Annotated in this window: 18 protein-coding genes; 14 read left to right on the top strand and 4 right to left on the bottom strand. The window is 62.7% G+C overall.

Features of this window, described 5'->3' with window-relative positions:
- Positions 1-80: 80 nt before the first annotated feature.
- The 10 genes from EDF71_RS19040 (at position 81) to EDF71_RS18995 (ending at position 9,477) form a co-directional block, all read left to right on the top strand.
- A complete protein-coding gene (locus EDF71_RS19040) occupies positions 81-1,067 on the top strand; it encodes a LysR family transcriptional regulator (protein WP_133858134.1) in 987 nt (328 codons plus the stop codon).
- Positions 1,068-1,380: 313 nt separating this feature from the next.
- Positions 1,381-2,499 carry a LacI family DNA-binding transcriptional regulator gene (locus EDF71_RS19035; protein WP_133858133.1) on the top strand — a complete coding sequence of 373 codons (1,119 nt, stop codon included), beginning with the start codon at positions 1,381-1,383 and terminating at the stop codon, positions 2,497-2,499.
- Between the two features lie 118 nt (positions 2,500-2,617).
- A complete protein-coding gene (locus tag EDF71_RS19030) occupies positions 2,618-3,289 on the top strand; it encodes an amino acid ABC transporter permease (RefSeq protein WP_133858132.1) in 672 nt (223 codons plus the stop codon).
- A 21-nt stretch (positions 3,290-3,310) separates the two neighbouring features.
- Positions 3,311-3,964: an amino acid ABC transporter permease gene (locus tag EDF71_RS19025; protein ID WP_133858131.1), complete on the top strand. Its 654-nt coding sequence runs from the start codon at positions 3,311-3,313 to the stop codon at positions 3,962-3,964.
- A 38-nt stretch (positions 3,965-4,002) separates the two neighbouring features.
- Positions 4,003-4,800: a transporter substrate-binding domain-containing protein gene (locus EDF71_RS19020; RefSeq protein ID WP_133858130.1), complete on the top strand. Its 798-nt coding sequence runs from the start codon at positions 4,003-4,005 to the stop codon at positions 4,798-4,800.
- Between the two features lie 88 nt (positions 4,801-4,888).
- Positions 4,889-5,644 carry an amino acid ABC transporter ATP-binding protein gene (locus EDF71_RS19015; protein ID WP_133858129.1) on the top strand — a complete coding sequence of 252 codons (756 nt, stop codon included), beginning with the start codon at positions 4,889-4,891 and terminating at the stop codon, positions 5,642-5,644.
- A gap of 151 nt (positions 5,645-5,795) precedes the next feature.
- The gene (locus tag EDF71_RS19010; protein WP_133858128.1) at positions 5,796-6,608 is read left to right on the top strand and encodes a TIM barrel protein; all 813 of its coding nucleotides are present in this window, start codon (positions 5,796-5,798) and stop codon (positions 6,606-6,608) included.
- Between the two features lie 49 nt (positions 6,609-6,657).
- On the top strand, positions 6,658-7,608 hold the full coding sequence (locus tag EDF71_RS19005; RefSeq protein ID WP_133858127.1) for a sugar kinase: 951 nt from the start codon (positions 6,658-6,660) through the stop codon (positions 7,606-7,608).
- 23 nt (positions 7,609-7,631) lie between these two features.
- The gene (locus tag EDF71_RS19000) at positions 7,632-8,621 is read left to right on the top strand and encodes a D-glycerate dehydrogenase (RefSeq protein WP_133858126.1); all 990 of its coding nucleotides are present in this window, start codon (positions 7,632-7,634) and stop codon (positions 8,619-8,621) included.
- A 73-nt stretch (positions 8,622-8,694) separates the two neighbouring features.
- Entirely contained in the window at positions 8,695-9,477 is a 783-nt protein-coding gene (locus tag EDF71_RS18995; protein ID WP_133858125.1) for a peptidoglycan DD-metalloendopeptidase family protein, read from the top strand.
- 9 nt (positions 9,478-9,486) lie between these two features.
- Here EDF71_RS18995 and EDF71_RS18990 read toward each other — a convergent pair whose 3' ends face one another.
- A complete protein-coding gene (locus tag EDF71_RS18990; RefSeq protein ID WP_133858124.1) occupies positions 9,487-9,786 on the bottom strand; it encodes a hypothetical protein in 300 nt (99 codons plus the stop codon).
- A gap of 68 nt (positions 9,787-9,854) precedes the next feature.
- The gene (locus EDF71_RS18985) at positions 9,855-10,115 is read right to left on the bottom strand and encodes a DUF2061 domain-containing protein (RefSeq protein ID WP_133858123.1); all 261 of its coding nucleotides are present in this window, start codon (positions 10,113-10,115) and stop codon (positions 9,855-9,857) included.
- Positions 10,116-10,625: 510 nt separating this feature from the next.
- On the opposite strand from EDF71_RS18985, the gene EDF71_RS18980 reads away from it, so the two are divergent.
- The 4 genes from EDF71_RS18980 (at position 10,626) to EDF71_RS18965 (ending at position 16,016) form a co-directional block, all read left to right on the top strand.
- Positions 10,626-12,179 (top strand): DUF4178 domain-containing protein, encoded by a 1,554-nt coding sequence (locus tag EDF71_RS18980; RefSeq protein WP_133858122.1) that lies wholly within the window; start codon positions 10,626-10,628, stop codon positions 12,177-12,179.
- 68 nt (positions 12,180-12,247) lie between these two features.
- Positions 12,248-12,466, top strand: a complete 219-nt coding sequence (locus tag EDF71_RS18975) for a DUF350 domain-containing protein (RefSeq protein WP_021027983.1) — start codon at positions 12,248-12,250, stop codon at positions 12,464-12,466.
- A gap of 241 nt (positions 12,467-12,707) precedes the next feature.
- The gene (locus EDF71_RS18970; RefSeq protein ID WP_279586299.1) at positions 12,708-14,261 is read left to right on the top strand and encodes a polyamine aminopropyltransferase; all 1,554 of its coding nucleotides are present in this window, start codon (positions 12,708-12,710) and stop codon (positions 14,259-14,261) included.
- Between the two features lie 39 nt (positions 14,262-14,300).
- Positions 14,301-16,016, top strand: coding sequence for an FAD-dependent oxidoreductase (locus EDF71_RS18965; protein WP_133858121.1), 1,716 nt, complete (start codon positions 14,301-14,303; stop codon positions 16,014-16,016).
- Between the two features lie 151 nt (positions 16,017-16,167).
- Here the strand turns inward: EDF71_RS18965 and EDF71_RS18960 are convergent, their stop codons facing one another.
- Positions 16,168-16,494, bottom strand: coding sequence for a hypothetical protein (locus EDF71_RS18960; RefSeq protein ID WP_133858120.1), 327 nt, complete (start codon positions 16,492-16,494; stop codon positions 16,168-16,170).
- Between the two features lie 241 nt (positions 16,495-16,735).
- On the bottom strand, positions 16,736-17,002 hold the full coding sequence (locus EDF71_RS18955; RefSeq protein WP_133858119.1) for a hypothetical protein: 267 nt from the start codon (positions 17,000-17,002) through the stop codon (positions 16,736-16,738).
- Positions 17,003-17,710 lie beyond the last annotated feature (708 nt).

Here is a 17,710-nt window from a genome sequence, read left to right as displayed (position 1 = left end):
TTCGGTTTGCTGGGCCGTGTAAGCGGCTCTAAACAGCTTCTGTAAACACTGAGGGCGGCAGCATCCAAAGCCGCTAAGCTATGCGGATGCCTGCCCGCCCTCCCGTGTTTGCCTCCCCACCCCACCCCCCCGCCGCTGCCCGCCGCGCCCGCGCGGTGCTGGGCCAGCTCAGCGATATGGATTTGCGGCTGCTGCAGGTCTTCAAGAGCGTGGTGGAGTGCGGGGGCATGTCGGCCGCCGAGCTGGAGCTCAACATCGGCACGTCGACCCTGAGCCGGCACATGAAGGACCTGGAGACCCGCCTGGGCATGGTGCTGTGCCGGCGCGGGCGCGCGGGCTTTGCGCTGACGCCGGAGGGCCACCAGGTCTACGAGGCCACCTTGCAGCTGCTGGGCGGCGTGGATCTGTTCCGCAGCCGCATTGACGATATCCACGCTCGCATGGGCGGCAATCTGGAGATCGCCATCTTCGACAAGACGGTGAGCAACCCGCAGGCCCAGATCCACCGCGCGATTGCGCAGTTCCACGGCCAGGCGCCGGATGTGAACCTGCAGCTGCATGTCAGCTCGATCAACGCGATCGAGCGCGGCCTGATGGATGGGCGTTTCCATGTGGGCATCATCCCGGCGCACCGCAGCTCGGCCAGCCTGGTCTACCGCGATCTGTTTGCCGAGAACATGCAGCTGTACTGCGCCGGCGGCCATGACCTCTGGGAGCAGGATCACCAGGCGCTGGACTGGGAGCAGCTGCGCAGCTACCCCTTTGCCGGTTTGGGCTACCACTCGCCCAATATGGAGCTGAGCCACAGCGTGCGGCTGCCGCGCGCGGCGACGGGGTTTGACCAGGAGTCGATTGCCACCTTGATTTTGTCCGGGTGTTTTTTGGGATTTCTGCCGGACCACTATGCAGCCAGTTTTGAAAACCAAGGTTTGATGCGGGCTGTACGGCCAGAACGCTTCCATTACCGTTGCCAATTCGTGGCCATGTGGCGCTTATCGCCCGCTCCCAGCCGTGTGGCGCAGGCCTTTATTGATTGCCTCCTTGATGCCCACACAGCACTTGACTAAGTTGCTATGAAATTAACTTATCCACAGAAACCGGCTTCCCGGTGTGCATTTCTTTCCTAGAGGGAGATTGCAGGGAGTTTCTCGCGCAACAACGGCAACATTGCACAAAATTATCCACAGGCGCAAAGTCGGAGAATCCTGACAAGCACCGCGATCCGACCGGCGGCTGTGGAAGGCCGGAACCAGTCACCCACGCCAGCCGCCCACCACAGCACCTGCGCGACTGCCCCCCCCGCACCACGGGCATGCCAGGGCCGGGCCACTGCGGTTCGGCGCTACCATCGCTACCGTAACGACCACCCTGGATTGCCCCGTGCCCAAGCCTGCGCCCACCGCCACTCCATCGCGCCCCTGCCCACCCGGGGCAGCCAGCCCAGCGCCTGCCAAGGCCCGGGCCACGATTGCCGATGTGGCGCTGGCGGCCCAGGTCTCCAAGGCCACGGTGTCGCGCTACCTCAATGGCCGCACCGACATCCTCACCCCCGACATGGCCAAGCGCGTGCAAGAGGCCATTGCCAGCCTGCAGTACCGGCCCAGCCCGATGGCGCAGGCGCTCAAGCATGGCCGCACCCGCCTGATCGGCCTGGCCGTGGCCGATGTGACCAACCCCTTCTCGGTGGCAGTGCTGCAGGGCGCAGAAAAGGCCTGCCAGGCCGCCGGCTACCTGCTGGTGCTGTTCAACCTGGGCAATGAGGCAGGGCGCGAGCGCGATGCCATGCATGCGCTGTCCGCCTACCAGCTCGACGGCATGATCCTCAACCGCGTGGACACCAGCGCCCAGCTCTGGCAGGACGCGCAGCTGCACGGCAAACCCATCGTGCTGGTGGACCGGTTCCAGGAAGGGCTGGACGCCGATTTTGTGACCGTGGACAACCCCGGCGTGGTCCAGATTGCGATGGACCACCTGCAGCAGCAAGGCTTTGACGAGGTGCTGCTGGTGACCGAGCCGATTGCCGATGTGAGCTCGCGCACCGCGCGCCAGCAGGCCTTTGCCCGCTACCTGCAAGGCCAGGCCAGCAAGCGGCGCGGCAAGCCTGCCGCCATGCAGGGCGATGTGTGGGAGAGCACACCGCACAACGCCAGCGCCTTGCAGCAGCACCTGCAGCAGTGGCAGCAGCAGGCGCTGCAAGCCGGCCGCCGCCCTGCGGTACTGGCCGGCAATGCCGTGGCCAGCCTGCGCGTGGCCACCGCCGTGCACGCACTGGGCTGGGTGCCCGGGCGCGAGCTCGGCATCATTGGCGTGGACGAAACCGACTGGGCCGCGCTGGTGGGCCCGGGCCTCAGCACCGTGGCCCAGCCCACCGATGCACTGGGCCAGGCCGCCGCCACCTGCCTGATCGAGCGCATCCAGGGCCTGCAAAGCCCCGCCCGAACAGTCGAGTTACCAGGCACCATCATTGTGCGCGGCTCGACAAAATCTCCAACCAATTGATTCTTAACGGCTAAAAAAGGCGTTACGCACCAAACTAGGGCAAACCCTAGTAATCGCTCCGTAACCTTACGTTAAACTGCGGCGCTACTGAAACCGGTTTCAAACGCGCCGCATCGCCATGAACTACACGTTCCAATTCGACCAGGTCCTGGCAGCCTGGCCGCAGCTATTGCAGGGCACCTGGGTGACCATCCAGCTGTCTTTTCTCGCCATGATCATCGGCCTGGCCGTCGCGATCGTCTGCGCCTGGGGCAAGACCTCGGGCCCAGCGCCGCTGCGCTTTGTCATCAATGCCTACATCGAGCTGATCCGCAACACACCCTTCCTGGTGCAGTTGTTTTTCTTCTTCTTTGCGCTACCGGCCGTAGGCCTGCGCTGGTCGCCCCAAACCGCCGCACTGGTGGCCATGGTGGTCAACCTGGGCGCCTATGCCACCGAAATCATCCGCGCCGGCATTGAATCCATCCCCAAGGGCCAGATCGAAGCCGGCCTGGCACTGGATCTGAAACGCTGGGAAATTTTCCGCTTTGTGATCCTCAAGCCCGCGCTCAAGACCATCTACCCGGCGCTGACCAGCCAATTCATCCTGCTGATGCTGAGCTCGGCCGTGGTGTCCGTGATCTCGGCTGACGACCTGACCTCGGTGGCCGCCAACATCCAGTCCGAGACCTTCCGCAGCTTTGAGGTCTACATCGTCGTAGCCCTCATCTACCTGCTGCTGTCGCTGGCCTTCAACCTGCTGTTCAAGCTCATCTACCAGATGGCCTTGAACTATCCAGACCGCCGATAAGTCACCCTCGGAGAACAAGAAATGCGTACTTTTGGTTGGCCCGAGCTGTGGTTCATCGTTGAAGCGGCCAAGTGGACCGTGGCCCTGTCCCTGATCGCCTTTATCGGCGGAGCCCTGGTGGGCCTGGTGATTGCGCTGTCGCGCACGTCAGAGAACGGCCTGGCGCGCGGCATTGCCACCGCCTTTACCCAGATTTTTCAGGGCACCCCGCTGCTGCTGCAGCTGTTCCTGGTGTTCTTTGGCGCGCCCATTCTGGGCTTTGAGATCAACCCCTGGATTGCAGCCGCTGCTGCGCTGATTCTGAACAGCGGCGCGTTCCTGGGCGAAATCTGGCGCGGCTGTATCCAGGCGGTGCCACGCGGCCAGTGGGAAGCAGCCGATGCCCTGTCGCTGTCCTACTTCTGGCGCATGCGCGCCGTCGTGCTGCCCCAGGCGATGAAGATTGCCGTGGCCCCCACCGTGGGCTACCTGGTACAGATCATCAAGGGCACCTCGCTGGCGGCCATCATCGGCTTTACCGAGATCACGCGCGCCGGCCAGATCATCAACAACGCCACCTTCCAGCCGATGCTGGTGTTCGGTGTCGTCGGTGCCGTTTACTTCATCCTGTGCTGGCCGCTGTCCCTGTGGGCAGGCCGCTTGGAAAAGCGCCAGGCCAAGGCCCTGGCCCGCTGAACATTTTTGGTTGTCGGTTGATTTTTCTACTAGGAGACATGAGCATGCAGATTTCCCGCCGCACTTTCACCTCCGCTGCTGCCGCCCTGGCTGCCAGCGCCCTGTTGCCCCTGACCGCATCGGCCCAGTCGCTGGCGGATCTGAAGAAGAAGGGCAAGATCACCATCGGCATGCTGGTGGACTTCCCGCCCTACGGCATCCTGAACGGCAGCAACCAGCCTGACGGCTACGACGCCGACGTGGCCAAGCTGCTGGCCAAGGAATGGGGTGTGACCGCCGACATCGTGCCCGTGACCGGCCCCAACCGCATCCCCTTCCTGCTGACCAACAAGGTCGACATGCTGATCGCCTCGCTGGCCATCACGCCCGAGCGCGCCAAGCAGGTGCTGTTCTCCAAGCCTTACTCGGCCGCTTCGATCGTGCTGTACGGCGCCACCAAGACCGCCATCAAGGGCCCAGAAAACCTCAAGGGCCTGCGCGTGGGCGTGGCACGTGCCTCCACCCAGGACGTGGCCGTCACCAAGGCTGCGCCAGAAGGCACGCAAATCCGCCGCTTTGACGACGACGCATCGGCCATGCAAGCGCTGCTGTCGGGCCAGGTCGATGCCATCGGCTGCTCGGTGACCGTGGCGGCCCAGATCGCCAAGCGCGCACCTGCTGGCCAGTTCGAGAACAAGTTCCAGCTGCTGCAGCAGAACATGGCCGTCGCCCTGCGCCCTGGTCAGGACGAAGTGGCCGAAGCCGTGAACGCCTTCATCGCCAAGAACACCGCCAATGGTGAGCTGAACAAGCTGTACCAAAAGTGGTTGGGCGCCGACCTGCCCAAGCTGGACTAAAAACTGAGGCGCAAGCCGCTGTTCTCCCTTAGGCGGAACAGCGGCCCGGGCAGCGCCACACGATCATCTTCAAGAACACGACTGCTTTATGACGACCCCCTCGCAAGCACCCATCATTCGCCTCCAAGGCGTCGAGAAATGGTATGGCAACTTCCAGGTGCTGACCGATATCAACCTCGACGTGCGTGCTGGCGAGCGTATCGTCATCTGCGGGCCTTCGGGCTCGGGCAAGTCCACGATGATCCGCTGCATCAACCGGCTCGAAGCCATCCAGAAGGGCCAGATCACCGTGGACGGCACGGACCTGACGGGTGACAGCAAGGCCATCGACACCATCCGCAAGGAAGTGGGCATGGTGTTCCAGCAGTTCAACCTGTTCCCGCATCTGACGATTGTGGAGAACTGCATGCTGGCGCCGATGCGCTCGCGCGGCCTGAGCAAAGCCGAAGCGCAGGAGCGCGCGATGCACTACCTGACGCGGGTGCGCATTCCGGACCAGGCCCACAAGTACCCCAGCCAGCTGTCGGGCGGCCAGCAACAGCGCGTGGCCATTGCCCGTGCGCTGTGCATGGCCCCCAAGATCATGCTGTTTGACGAGCCCACCTCGGCCCTCGACCCCGAGATGGTCAAGGAAGTGCTAGACACCATGATCGGCCTGGCCGAAGACGGCATGACCATGCTCTGCGTGACCCATGAAATGGGCTTTGCCCGCAGCGTGGCCGACCGCGTGATCTTCATGGCCGACGGCAAGATCATCGAACAAGGCCCACCGGCCGCGTTCTTTGACAACCCCCAACACCCCAAGACCCAGCAGTTCCTGGGCCAGATCCTCAGCAACCATTGATGGTGTGGCGGCGCGGGGCGCGCGCCAGCGCCACGCCCCCGGGCCCGCACAGCGCCCATGCTACCAACTCAGACTGTGCACAACGACTTCATTGATCGCTGCTAGCGCCCCGCCGGCCGGCGGGCGCCAACGGCCAACATACATAACAACCATGGCCTTGTCCTTGCAAAACGCGGGCTCGCCCGCCCTGATCTCCCTCACCTCCTTTGGCAATGCCGAAGTGCGCCGCCACGGCCAGCTCTACTTTGCCCAGCTCTCGCACCGCGCAGGCGCCAACGGCTATGAAGTACGCGAAGAGCTGCTGCTGAACCCCGCCCAAGAGTTGCCCGCACTGGCTGCCTTTGGCCGCGATCACCAGCTGGACCTGGTCTACTCCTGCCCCCAGCCGCTGTTTGCGATGGACGGCAGCCTGAACACCGCCGCCGTGCAACACGCGATTGCCGCCAGCCATAGCTTGGGCGCCACCTGGCTCAAGATGTCGATCGGCGGCTTTGCCAGCCAGTCGGTGGCGCATTCGGCCCAGGGCTTTGCAGCGCTGAAGAGCGCCATCGATGGCGCGGGCCTGACCCTGCTGATCGAGAACGACCAGACCACGGCCGCTGGCACGGTGCAAGCACTGCAGCGCTTTTTTGCTGCCGCCGATGCCGCTGGCCTGAGCTTGCCGATGACCTTTGACATGGGCAACTGGCACTACCTGGGCGAATGCGCGCTGCAAGCGGCCCAGCTGTTTGGCAGCCGCGTGGCCTATGTGCATGCCAAGGGCGTGCAGCGCCTGCCTGCCAAATGGGTGGCAGTGCCGCTGGCCGAATCGGCCGCCGCCTGGCGCGCCATTTTGCGCGCGCTGCCCAGCGATGCACCCCGCGCCATCGAGTACCCGCTGATCGGCGACGACCTGGTCGCCGTCACCCAGCAGGAGCTGGCCGTGCTGCGCGATGCCACGGCACTGCAAGCCAAGGCCTCCTGATCAGCTCCCAACAAACCAACAGCCAACAGCACCCAAGAGAGACACGGCCATGACCACCAAGACCTTCGACATCGCCACCTTTGGCGAAGCCATGATGCTGCTGATCGCCGACCGCGCCGGCCCGCTGGAGAACGCCGAGTTCTTCAGCAAGCGCATTGCGGGCGCCGAGATCAATGTGGCCACCGGCCTGGCGCGCCTGGGCTTCAATACCCACTGGGCCAGCCGCCTGGGCGCCGATTCGATGGCGCGCTACCTCATCAACCAGATGAAGAGCGAAGGCGTGCACTGCGAGCATGTGGTGCTGGACCCGGCGCAGAAGACCGGCTTCCAGATCAAGGGCCGCACCGATGACGGCAGCGACCCGCAGGTGGAATACCACCGCAAGGGCTCGGCCGCCAGCCTGATGACCCCCGCCGACATCGACGAGCCCTGGCTGGCCTCGGCCCGCCACCTGCATGCCACCGGCGTGTTTGCCGCGATCTCGCAGACCAGCCTGGCTACTGCCCAGCGCACCCTGCAGATCGCCCGCGCTGCTGGCAGCAGCATCTCCTTCGATCCCAACCTGCGCCCCACCCTGTGGCAGGACGAGGCCACGATGCGCCGCGAGATCAATGCGCTGGCCGCTGGTGCGGACTGGGTCTTCCCCGGCCTGGCCGAAGGCGAGCTGCTGACCGGCCACAAGACGCCCGAAGCGGTGGCCAAGTTCTACCGCGACCAGGGCGCAAGCCTGGTGGTCGTCAAGCTTGGCGAAGAAGGCGCTTATTACGATGACGCCCAGGCCGGCACCGGCTATGTGGCCGGCTGCCCGGTCGAGAAGGTGGTGGACACCGTCGGCGCCGGCGACGCCTTTGCGGTGGGCGTTATCAGCGGCCTGCTCGATGGCCGCTCGGTGGCCGATGCCGTCAAGCGCGGCTGCTGGATTGGCGCGCTGCAGGTGCAGGTGCTGGGCGATTCGGAAGGCCTGCCGACCCGCGAAGCCTTGACCGCCGCCGGCTATTGATTTCAACGCATCCAGGAGCAGCCATGAGCAGCACCCGCCACCAGATTCTGGTTTTTCGTGAACTGCCCGAGGACCAGCTGGCCCGCCTGCAAGCCGCGCACGATGTGACCGTGGCCAACCCACGCGTCGCCGCCCAGCGCGATGCCTTTTTTGCAGCGCTGCCACAGGCCCAGGCGCTGATCGGGTCGAGCTACCCGATCACCGATGCGCTGCTGGACGAGGCACCGCAGCTGCGGGTGATCTCCAGCATCTCGGTGGGCGTGGACAACTACCCGCTGGCATCGCTGCGCGAGCGCGGCATTGCGCTGTGCCACACGCCAGGCGTGCTGACGGAGACCACGGCAGACACCATCTTTGCGCTGCTGATGGCCACCAGCCGCCGTATTCCGGAGCTGGCGATGTATGTGCGCTCCGGCCAGTGGCAGCGCAATATTGGTGAGGACCTGTTTGGCTGGGATGTGCATGGCAAGACCGTGGGCATTCTGGGCATGGGCCGCATCGGCATGGCACTGGCAAGGCGCGCCGCGCTGGGCTTTGGCATGCGCGTGCTCTACAACAACCGCAGCGTCGTGCCGGAGAGCGAACTGGGCGCGCTGGCCGGCCATGTGCACTATGTCGGGCGTGATGCGCTGCTGCGCGAGGCAGACTTTGTCGTCTCCGTCGTGCCATCCACCCCCGAGACCAAGCACCTGCTGGGCGCCGAAGCCTTTGCGCTGATGAAGCCCAGTGCCATCGTCATCAACGGCTCGCGCGGCGCGATTGTCGACGAGGATGCGTTGCTGCATGCGCTCGACACCGACCAGATCCGCGCCGCCGGCCTGGATGTGTTTGCCACCGAACCGCTGCCGGTCGAATCCCCCCTGCGTACCCACGCCAAGGTGGTGGCGTTGCCGCATATCGGATCGGCCACCCACGAGACCCGCTACGCGATGGCCGAGATGGCCACCAGCAACCTGCTGCAGGTGCTGGCGGGCGAACAGCCTGCGGGCGGCTTTGATTTGAGCCAGGCCTGACCCGCGCGGCTTGGAACTGGCGCTGTGGGAGGGTGGCCGCTACGATAGCGCAGCACTGCCAACCCCAAAAGCCATGACTAACTCCCCCGCCGACCCCATCACCGAAGCCATTGCACGCCACCAAAGCGGCCGCAGCGCCGCGCCCCAAGCCGCCGCCTTCCATGCCTGGGTGGCGCAGCAGCGCGGCAGCTGGAGCGGGCTGATGCCCGGCCTGGCACAGGCGCGCATGGGCCACGTCGATTTCCGCAGCCCTGACTCGGCCGTGGCCGCCACCAGCGCCAGCATGGACCGCGAGGGCGCCATCCGCGCCTACGAGGCCCTGCAGCAGCGCCAGGGGTTTGAGATGGGCGTGGGCCATTGGATGGAGCAGCGCTGCGTTTACCAAAGCAGCAACTACGCATCCACCCGCCTGGAAGGCGCGATGCGCGACTGCCACCTGGGCCTGGATCTGTTTGCGCCTGCAGGCACCACGCTGCGGCTGCCGCTGGCCGCAGAGGTGGTCGTGGCTGAAGTGCGTGATATCCGGCTGGACTATGGCGGCATGCTGGTGCTGCGCCACCAGGGCCCCGCGCACCCTGAGTTTTTTAGCATCTGGGGGCATTTGAGCCATGCATCGGCCCAGCGCTGGCAGCCGGGCGACCAGATTGCCGCAGGCAGCGAGTTTGCCCAGCTGGGCGACTTTGCGGAGAACGGCTGGTGGCTGCCCCATCTGCACCTGCAGCTGTGCCTGCTGCGCCTGCCCGACTTCAGCGACGCACCCGGTGTGGGCGAGCAGGCCTTTGCGCCGGTCTGGCAGGACATCTTCCCCAACCCGGCGCCGCTGCTGCGCGCCAACGATGAGGCGCTGCGCAGCTGAGGGCCGAGCTTATTGGCCAGCTGGGTCGCAGCGCACCTGGTTCATATAGATCGAGCAGTTGTACTTGTTGCCCTGAAAACTCGCCTGGTAGCGCGTCGATTCGCGCTGGCGGTCAAAGCCGAAGACCTGCACATGGGCTTCGGTGCTGCTGAAGTAATTGGCGGTTTTCTCGGCGATCACCTGGTCCGACAGCACGGCATTGCTGCCAATGGGCGCCACCACATCACAGCCTTGCAAGGCCAGCACGGCGACGCAGAGGACGGGCCAGGCAGCGAAGGAAAAGCGTTTGCGCGAGATGGAGGGGGTCATCGGTGCATCCTGTGGGTAGCGGCAATGCGCTACTGTCGCACATCCGGCCGCAGCTGTCAGGAGGCCTGTCAGCTGGCTTGCACGGCTACGGGCGCGGTCGCTACAGCGGCAGCCGAGCGCGCATTCCAGCGCTGCCAGGCCTTTTCATGGAAGAAGAAGGCAAAGGCCTGCACCGTGGGCTCCAACAGGCTCAGCGTGAGCGAGGCGATCAGGTTGCCGGTGACGGCATAGGCCACCATCGCGGCCACCGTGATGTGGATCAGGTAGTAGCTGGCGGTCTTCTTCAGCGTTTGGCGGTTGTTCTGCAGGCTGCGGCGGAGGGAGGACATGGCGGGCTCTTTCTTGCAATAAATCGATGGCAGTGCTGTAAATGATATTTATTAGCAATGGCAAAGGCCAATGAATCCTCACTAAAAAAACCATAGGCCTGGCTAATACCGCCAGTCGCTGGCAGGTGGCCCGCGCGCTAAGAACGTGTTTACGATCTCCTCGCGCCGCGACAGTGGTTTTGCGGGATGGGATGCGAGGGGGGCGCCCAGCCGCGCAACACCGCAGCAATAGCCGCGCTATTGCGAGGATTTGCAACGACTCAGACCGCCCCTGCCCGGGCGGCCGCAAAGCCACTGTCCCGAAGGGTTGGAGTGAAATCGGGCGATTTCTGCGCGCTCGCTCTTGCTTGCACCCCGGTGCAAGCTGCGTCCCAGCGCTTCGAACTCATCCCGATTGCACTCCAACGCGGCTGCGTAGAGATCGTAAACACGTTCTAAAGCCTGCGCTATGATGCGGTGCGGTTGCCAACCGGGCGACGTATAACACCTTCATAACAAGCCAGACGACCTATGACGACGGACCAGCAACGCAGCTATACGGCACCCTGCCCGGGTTGCGGTGCACCTGTGGAATTTGCCAGTGCCCAGTCGGTGTTTGCAGTCTGCCCGTATTGCCAAAGCTCCATCGTCCGCAATGGCGATATCTTGAAGCGCATCGGCAAGATGGCCGAGGTCTTCAACGACTACAGCCCGCTCAAGCTGAACCAGACCGGCCAGTTCGCCAAGGGCAGCGAAGGCTTTCGGCTGGTGGGCCGGCTGCAGTACAAGGGCGAGACCGGCAGCTGGAACGAGTGGCTGGCACTGGGCGACAGCGGCGAGACCGCCGTCATCAGCGAGGACAACGGCCAGTTTGTGCTGAGCCGCGCCAGCCAGGCCGCCACCAAGAACCTACCCCCGGCCGACCGCTGGCAACCGGGCCAGAGCATTGCGATCAGCGGCGTGCAGTACAGCGTGACCAGCGTGGTGCTGGCCCAGCTGATAGCGGCCGAGGGCGAGATGCCGCACCAGCCCGAGCTGGGCAAGCCCTTTACCGTGGTGGAGTTGCGCACCGAAGACGACAAGGTGCTGTCCATCGACTACAGCGACAACCCGCCTGCCGTCTACCTGGGCGCGCCGGTGCTGCTGGGCTCGCTCAAGATCGCGGGGCTGAAGACCACGTCGAACAAGAAGGACCAGGGCCGGCACTTCAACTGCCCGCGCTGCGCGGCGCGGGTCGATATCAAGCTGGACACCACCCAGAGCCTGACCTGCCCGAGCTGCGGCTCGCTCATCGATGTATCGCAAGGCATTGGCGGCGAGCTGCGCGCCGCGATGCAGAAAGACCCGGTCAAGCCCCTGGTGCCGCTGGGCAAGATAGCGACCCTGGGCGGCAGCAAGTGGCAGCTGGTAGGCTTTCAGCACCGAATTGGGATCGAGCCCGATGACGACGAATACTTTGGCTGGGACGAGTACCTGCTGTACCACAGCCAGCAGGGCTTCCAGTTCCTGGTCAACAGCAGCGAAGGCTGGAGCCTGGTCAAGACCCTGACCGGCGCACCCGACTACCGCGCGGGCCGCAGCACGGCGACCTGGAAGCAGCAGACCTACCAGCTGCAATCGCGCTACCGCGCCGAGACCACCTATGTGCTGGGCGAGTTCTACTGGCCGGTGGCCCGGGGCGACAAGACCGACAATGTGGACTTTGCCCGGGGCAAGGATGGCGCGCAGCTGCTGAACCTGGAGCAGGGCCCGCGCGAGCTGAGCTGGTCGCTGGGCCGCAAGATGACGCCCGAGTCGGTCGCCTCGGCCTTTGGCATGAGCGACCAGGTGGCGCTGTTCAAACCCGAGACCAGCAGTTTTACAGTGCCCAAGCTGGGCTGCATGCCGGTCATCATCGGCCTGTTCCTACTGTTCTTTTTGCTCATCTGGTTGTGGCCCAAGGGCTGCGATACTGCGCTGGAGCGGCGCAAACTGGCCGCCGACCCGACCTATGTGAGCAAGTGCAGCAGCAGCACGGGCACGAGCAGCGGCCGGTCGTCCAGCGGTTCATGGGGTGGCTACAGCTCCGGCGGCAGCCACAAATAAACAATCGCTGGCAACAGCACGGCGCACAGCCCAACGCGGGCGCGCTTTTGACGAAGGAGAGAGTTGTGATGGATTTGGAATGGTTCCGCCCTGCGGCGTTTTTTGGCTCCATCCTGTTCGCCATGGTGGGCGTGGTGGTCTTCTGGCTGTGCTTTCTGATCATCGACAAGATCACCCCCGTGGACATGTGGGCCGAGATTGTGGAAAAGCAGAACCTCGCGCTGGGCGTGGTGGTGGCGGCGATGAGCCTGGGCATCAGCATCATCGTGGCAGCGGCGATCGGCTAGTACTGCCCCTGCGCGGGCGCTGACGGCCATCGCTGGCAGCCGCCCTTTGCCACGGTAGCGGCGCCTGGCTTTTGCGCAGGCGCCCTGTCTTTTTTCTCTTTTTCAGCCACCACTGCGGGCGCCTGCGCGCCCTGCAAGGCTTCCGCAGCTCTCGCCCGTGTCGACTCCCACACCCGCCAACCCCTCTGCCAACGCAGCACCCAGCCCAAACCCCGGCGATGCTTTAAGCACCGACGATGCGCTGGAGTTCGGCCACGCCGCCCAGCCCGCTGGGGCACCACGCCGCGCCAGCCCGCTGGAAGTGGCGATGCTGTTCAGCGTCTTTGTGGTGGCAGCCTGCGGGCTGTTGTACGAGCTGGCCGCAGCGGCGCTCGCGTCCTACCTGCTGGGCGATTCGGTGCTGCAGTTCAGCACCATCATCGGCACGTATCTGTTTGCGATGGGCATCGGATCCTGGCTGTCGCGCTACCTGGTGCGCGAGCTGCCGGCGCATTTTCTGCGCATCGAGCTGATGGTGGCACTGGTGGGCGGGGCCTTGCCTGCTGTGCTGTCCATCGTCAATGCCTATGTGCCCAGCGCCTTCCACTGGATGCTGTATGGCACGGTGCTGGTGGTGGGCACCCTGGTGGGGCTGGAGATACCGCTGGTCATGCGCATCCTCAAGCGCAATGTGGTGCTGCGCGATCTGGTCTCCAAGGTGCTGACCTTTGACTACCTGGGCGCGCTGGCGGTGTCGCTGGCCTTCCCGCTGCTGCTGGTGCCGCACCTGGGGCTCATCCGCACCGGGCTGGTGTTTGGGCTGCTCAATGCGTTGGTGGCGGTTTGGGCGCTGTTTCTCTTCAAGGAAGAGTTGCGCCGCTTTGGCAGCCATGTGCTGGCCTGCGGTCTGGTGATTGCCGCCTTGCTGGGCGGGCTGCTGGGTGCAGAGCGCCTGACATCGCTGACCGAGGACCACTTCTACCAGGAGCCGATTGTGCTGACCCGCACCACGCCCTACCAGCGCATTGTGGTGACCCAGGGCAAGCGCGGCGCGCGCCTGTACCTGAACGGCAATCTGCAGTTTGCCCAGAGCGATGAGTACCGCTACCACGAGGCCCTGGTGCACCCGGTGATGAGCCGCTATGGCGCGCCGCGCAAGGTGGCGGTGTTTGGCGGTGGCGACGGCATGGCCGTGCGCGAGGTGCTCAAGTACCCCTCGGTCGAATCGGTGACCCTGGTCGAGCTGGACCCGCAGATGACCGATCTGTTCAAGAACGTGCCAAGCATGCAGGCGCTCAACAGCAATGCCTTGAACGACCCCAAGGTGCGCACCATCAATGCCGACGCCTTCCAGTGGCTGCAGAAGGCCGACGAGGTGTTCGATGTGATCATCGTGGACTTCCCCGATCCGACCAATTTTGCGGTGGGCAAGCTGTTCACCAACAGCTTCTATGCGATGCTGAGCCAGCACCTGGCCGCCAGCGGTTTTGCGGTGATCCAGACCACCTCGCCGCTGATTGCGCGCGAGAGTTTCTGGACCGTGGTGACCACCGTCGAATCAGTGGGCATGCAGGCCACGCCCTACCACGCCCATGTGCCCAGCTTTGGCGAATGGGGCTTTGTGATTGCCAGCCGCCGCCCCTGGAGCCTGCCGAGCACCTTGCCCGAAGGCATGCGCTTTTTGAGCCTGCCCAGTCTGCCGCTGTTGTTTGACTTTCCGCCCGACATGGCACGGGTGCCGACCGAGGTGAACCGCCTGTCCAACCAGGTGTTGGTGCATACCTATGAGCGCGAATGGGGCAAGGTGGCACACTGACATGACGGCCTACTCCTGCCCACTGCGAACCGCCCAGCCATGCAGCGCCGTTCCGTCCTGAAGGGCGCCGCCGCGCTGGCCGGCAGCAGCGCGCTGGCCGGCTGCAAGCCCGCGCCACCCAGCACCAGCGCCGCCCATATCCAAGGCGGCTTTGTAGGCCAGGCCTGGGAGCGCGGCCATGCGATGCGCGACCGCCTGGCACAAGGCCTGCCGCTGCCCGCGCCCAGCCGAACCCACCGCGTGCAGGTGCTGATTGCCGGCGGCGGCATTGCCGCGCTATCGGCCGCCCGCGCCTTGCGCCTGGCAGGCACCAGCGATGTGGCCCTGCTGGAGCTGGAAGACCAGGCTGGCGGCAACAGCCGTGGCGGCACGGTGCAAGGCCTGCGCTGCCCCCTGGGCGCCCACTACCTGCCGGTGCCTGGCGACCAGGCCCCCGAGGTGCAGGACCTGCTCGAAGAGCTGGGCGTGCGCCAGCGCGTGGCCGGCCGCTGGCAGTACAAGGACGAGTACCTGTGCTTCAGCCCGCAGGAGCGCCTTTTTATCCACGGCGAATGGCAGGAAGGCCTGCTGCCCACGCAGGACGTGGCCGCCAGCACCCTGGCGCAGTACCAGCGCTTTGCCCAGCTGGTGGACAGCGCCATGCGCGCCCAGCCCTTCAGCATGCCCACCATGCGCAGCTGGCAGGCCCAAGGCGGCCTGGCGCCCGCACACCAGGCGCTGGATGCCATCCGCTTTGACACCTGGCTGGCCCAGCAGCAGCTGGACGACCCGCACCTGCGCTGGTACCTGGACTATGCCTGCCAGGACGACTTTGGCGCCGGCTGCGCCCAGGTATCGGCCTGGGCCGGCCTGCACTACTTTGCCAGCCGCCACGGCTTTCAAGCACCGGGCATGCCGGACGATGCGCATGACAGCGTGCTGACCTGGCCGCAAGGCAATGGCTGGCTCAGCGAGCAGCTCGCGGCCCCGGTGCAGGCCGCCGGCTGGCTGCACAGCGGCCACACGGTGATGCGGATTGCCGAGACGCGCCAGGGCGTGGAGATCGACAGCTTCAACCACGCCAACCAAAGCATGGAGCGCTGGCAGGCCGCACACTGCATCGTGGCGCTGCCGACCTTTATCGCCGCCCATGTGGTGCAAGACCCGCCCGACTTTCTGCGCGCCGCCGTGCAGGCGCTGGACTGGGCACCCTGGCAGGTGACCAACGTCCACATCCGCGCGCCGCTGCGCGACCGCCCCGGCGCCGAACTGGCCTGGGACAATGTTCTTTATGACGATGTGGCCCACGGCGGCCTGGGCTACGTCAACGCCGGCCACCAGCGCCTGAATGCGATGCAGCAGCTGCCCACCGTGCTGACCTGCTACCGCGCGCTAGGCGGCAACGCGCCTGGCGCCAGCGCCCGCAGCGCCCGCCAACAACTGCTGGCCCAAAGCTGGGAGGCAGCACGCGACCAAACCCTGGCCACCCTGGCCCGCGCGCACGCCGACATCTACGAAAAAACAACCCATGTCGAGGTCATGCGCTACGGCCACGCGATGGCCATCCCCCGCCCCGGCACCCAGACCGTGCTGAGCCGCATCGGCCAACCCGCCAGCAGCGCCAAGCGCCCAGCGCTGATCAACGGCGAACGCCTCCAAGCCCTGCCCACCCCCAGCACCGGGCGCCTGCATTTTGCGCACAGCGATTGGTCGGGGTATTCGGTGTTTGAGGAGGCGTTTACGCGGGGGTTGTATGCGGGGTTAAAGGCGGGGTGATGGGTGCTTTGGAATCTGCGCCAAGTTCGGGTTGGCGCAGGCGCTGAGAGAAGCATGAAAAGCGGCACCTGGCATTCCATTTGTACATGCCTTTCGCCGCATCCCAGAGAGCGGTGAACCCACCACCGGCAAATGCTACTGGTCGAACGACTCATTCTGAAGTCCGTTTGGTGGGTGTTTCAAGAATAGAAAATTGGCCTTTGAACTGAGCGCAGCCCTCTGTCCCTTTTCCCGACTCCGGAAATCTGTAGACCCAAGCTACATCAACAACTCCAGCATCTGATTTCAGATCATTAAAGCGCTTGTATAAAGATACTTCTTGCTGCATAGAAGCATTTGCCTTAAGCACAACAATCTCCGAGCGATGTCCAACGGCATATATAGGTCTAATTTCTGCTTTCGCCTCTCTGTATTTCGCAGAGTAGTTTATTCCGAAACCGAATATGGACCAAGGAAGAAAATCGTAGAGAATGTCCAAATCTTGGGACGAAATGTTATCAATCGAGACGATTAAAACATCGTTATTTTTGACTCAACGCTAACATTTACAGGGCATGCGTAAACCCATGCGCTCAAGCCAACCAGCGCCCATAAAAATTTAATATCAATTATCTTTATCATTATCTCTCACATTTGCAGCATTAAAAATCCAACTTATGGTTTGATAGTTTTATGTCGGAGGAGACTTGAGCACACCCTCGAAACGACGGCAATGCTTTTCAAAAAATCTCACTATTTGGAATACTGTATTCCCATGCAATTGAAACTCTATCAAGAGAAATTTCAGAATAATACGAGGATAAATAACTGATATTAACCTCACTAGAGATTGAAGATTTAGGACCCAATTTTAAAATCAATGTATTTCGTCCGACTCCATGCACCTGTTGGACTCTTTTGCCATCAACAAATACATGCAGTTCCACACCGCCAGACGAAAGCACCCACGGTAGTCGGTCGTATTGAATTTCATGAGGTTTGCTCATATTATTCTTGAGACCTAATTCCAGCCTTCCGTTACCTTTCTCTATCAAGATGAAATCTACTGGACAGCTACCATCAGATAAAGACGATCTGGAAAACAAAATTATTGCAAGAAAAAAATTTTTGCACAATATTCAAAACCATCATTTATCCTTATAAGCATTTCCTCACCTAGCCAACAGTTATCAAATGTGATAACTATCTTTTTCACCCATTTATCTTTTAGCGCTTAAGAATATCAATAAAAAATTGCAAATCGAAAAAGAATGATTTGAAAGATAAACAAATTAAATTCTGAATCGTTCATACGAAAGAACTCAAAGTCTTTTTTGAACAAAATAGCCAAAATATTTATTTTAGCCACTAAAAATGACTCTGCAATCGAAATTATTAAAGATAGCGCAGCGGCCATTTGAAGATTGATGTTTTTCGTGAGAAGTTAACTTTAAACAACAGAATCGATATAAGCAGGTATACCGGTGTCAGCAATAGGTAGATGCCAAATGTGTACACGTACAGCACAACAAAATTGAATGCTTTCGTAATCACAAATATTTTTCGACCTATATCCATAAGAATTCATTTTAAGCGTGCCTTTCCCCCAGCTAGTGACGACTGTGAATTCAACTGGTCAATGCAACACAATATCTGCCTAAGGCTGAAGGAGTGTTTGTATGAAGCAAAGACCGCGGATTTACTACACCGAAGCT

Origin of the sequence: Comamonas sp. JUb58, from assembly GCF_004364775.1 — a bacterium.
Lineage (GTDB): Bacteria > Pseudomonadota > Gammaproteobacteria > Burkholderiales > Burkholderiaceae_C > Comamonas.
The sequence above is the reverse complement of the archived record's forward strand: the minus strand, read 5'-3'. Positions and strand labels throughout refer to the sequence as shown.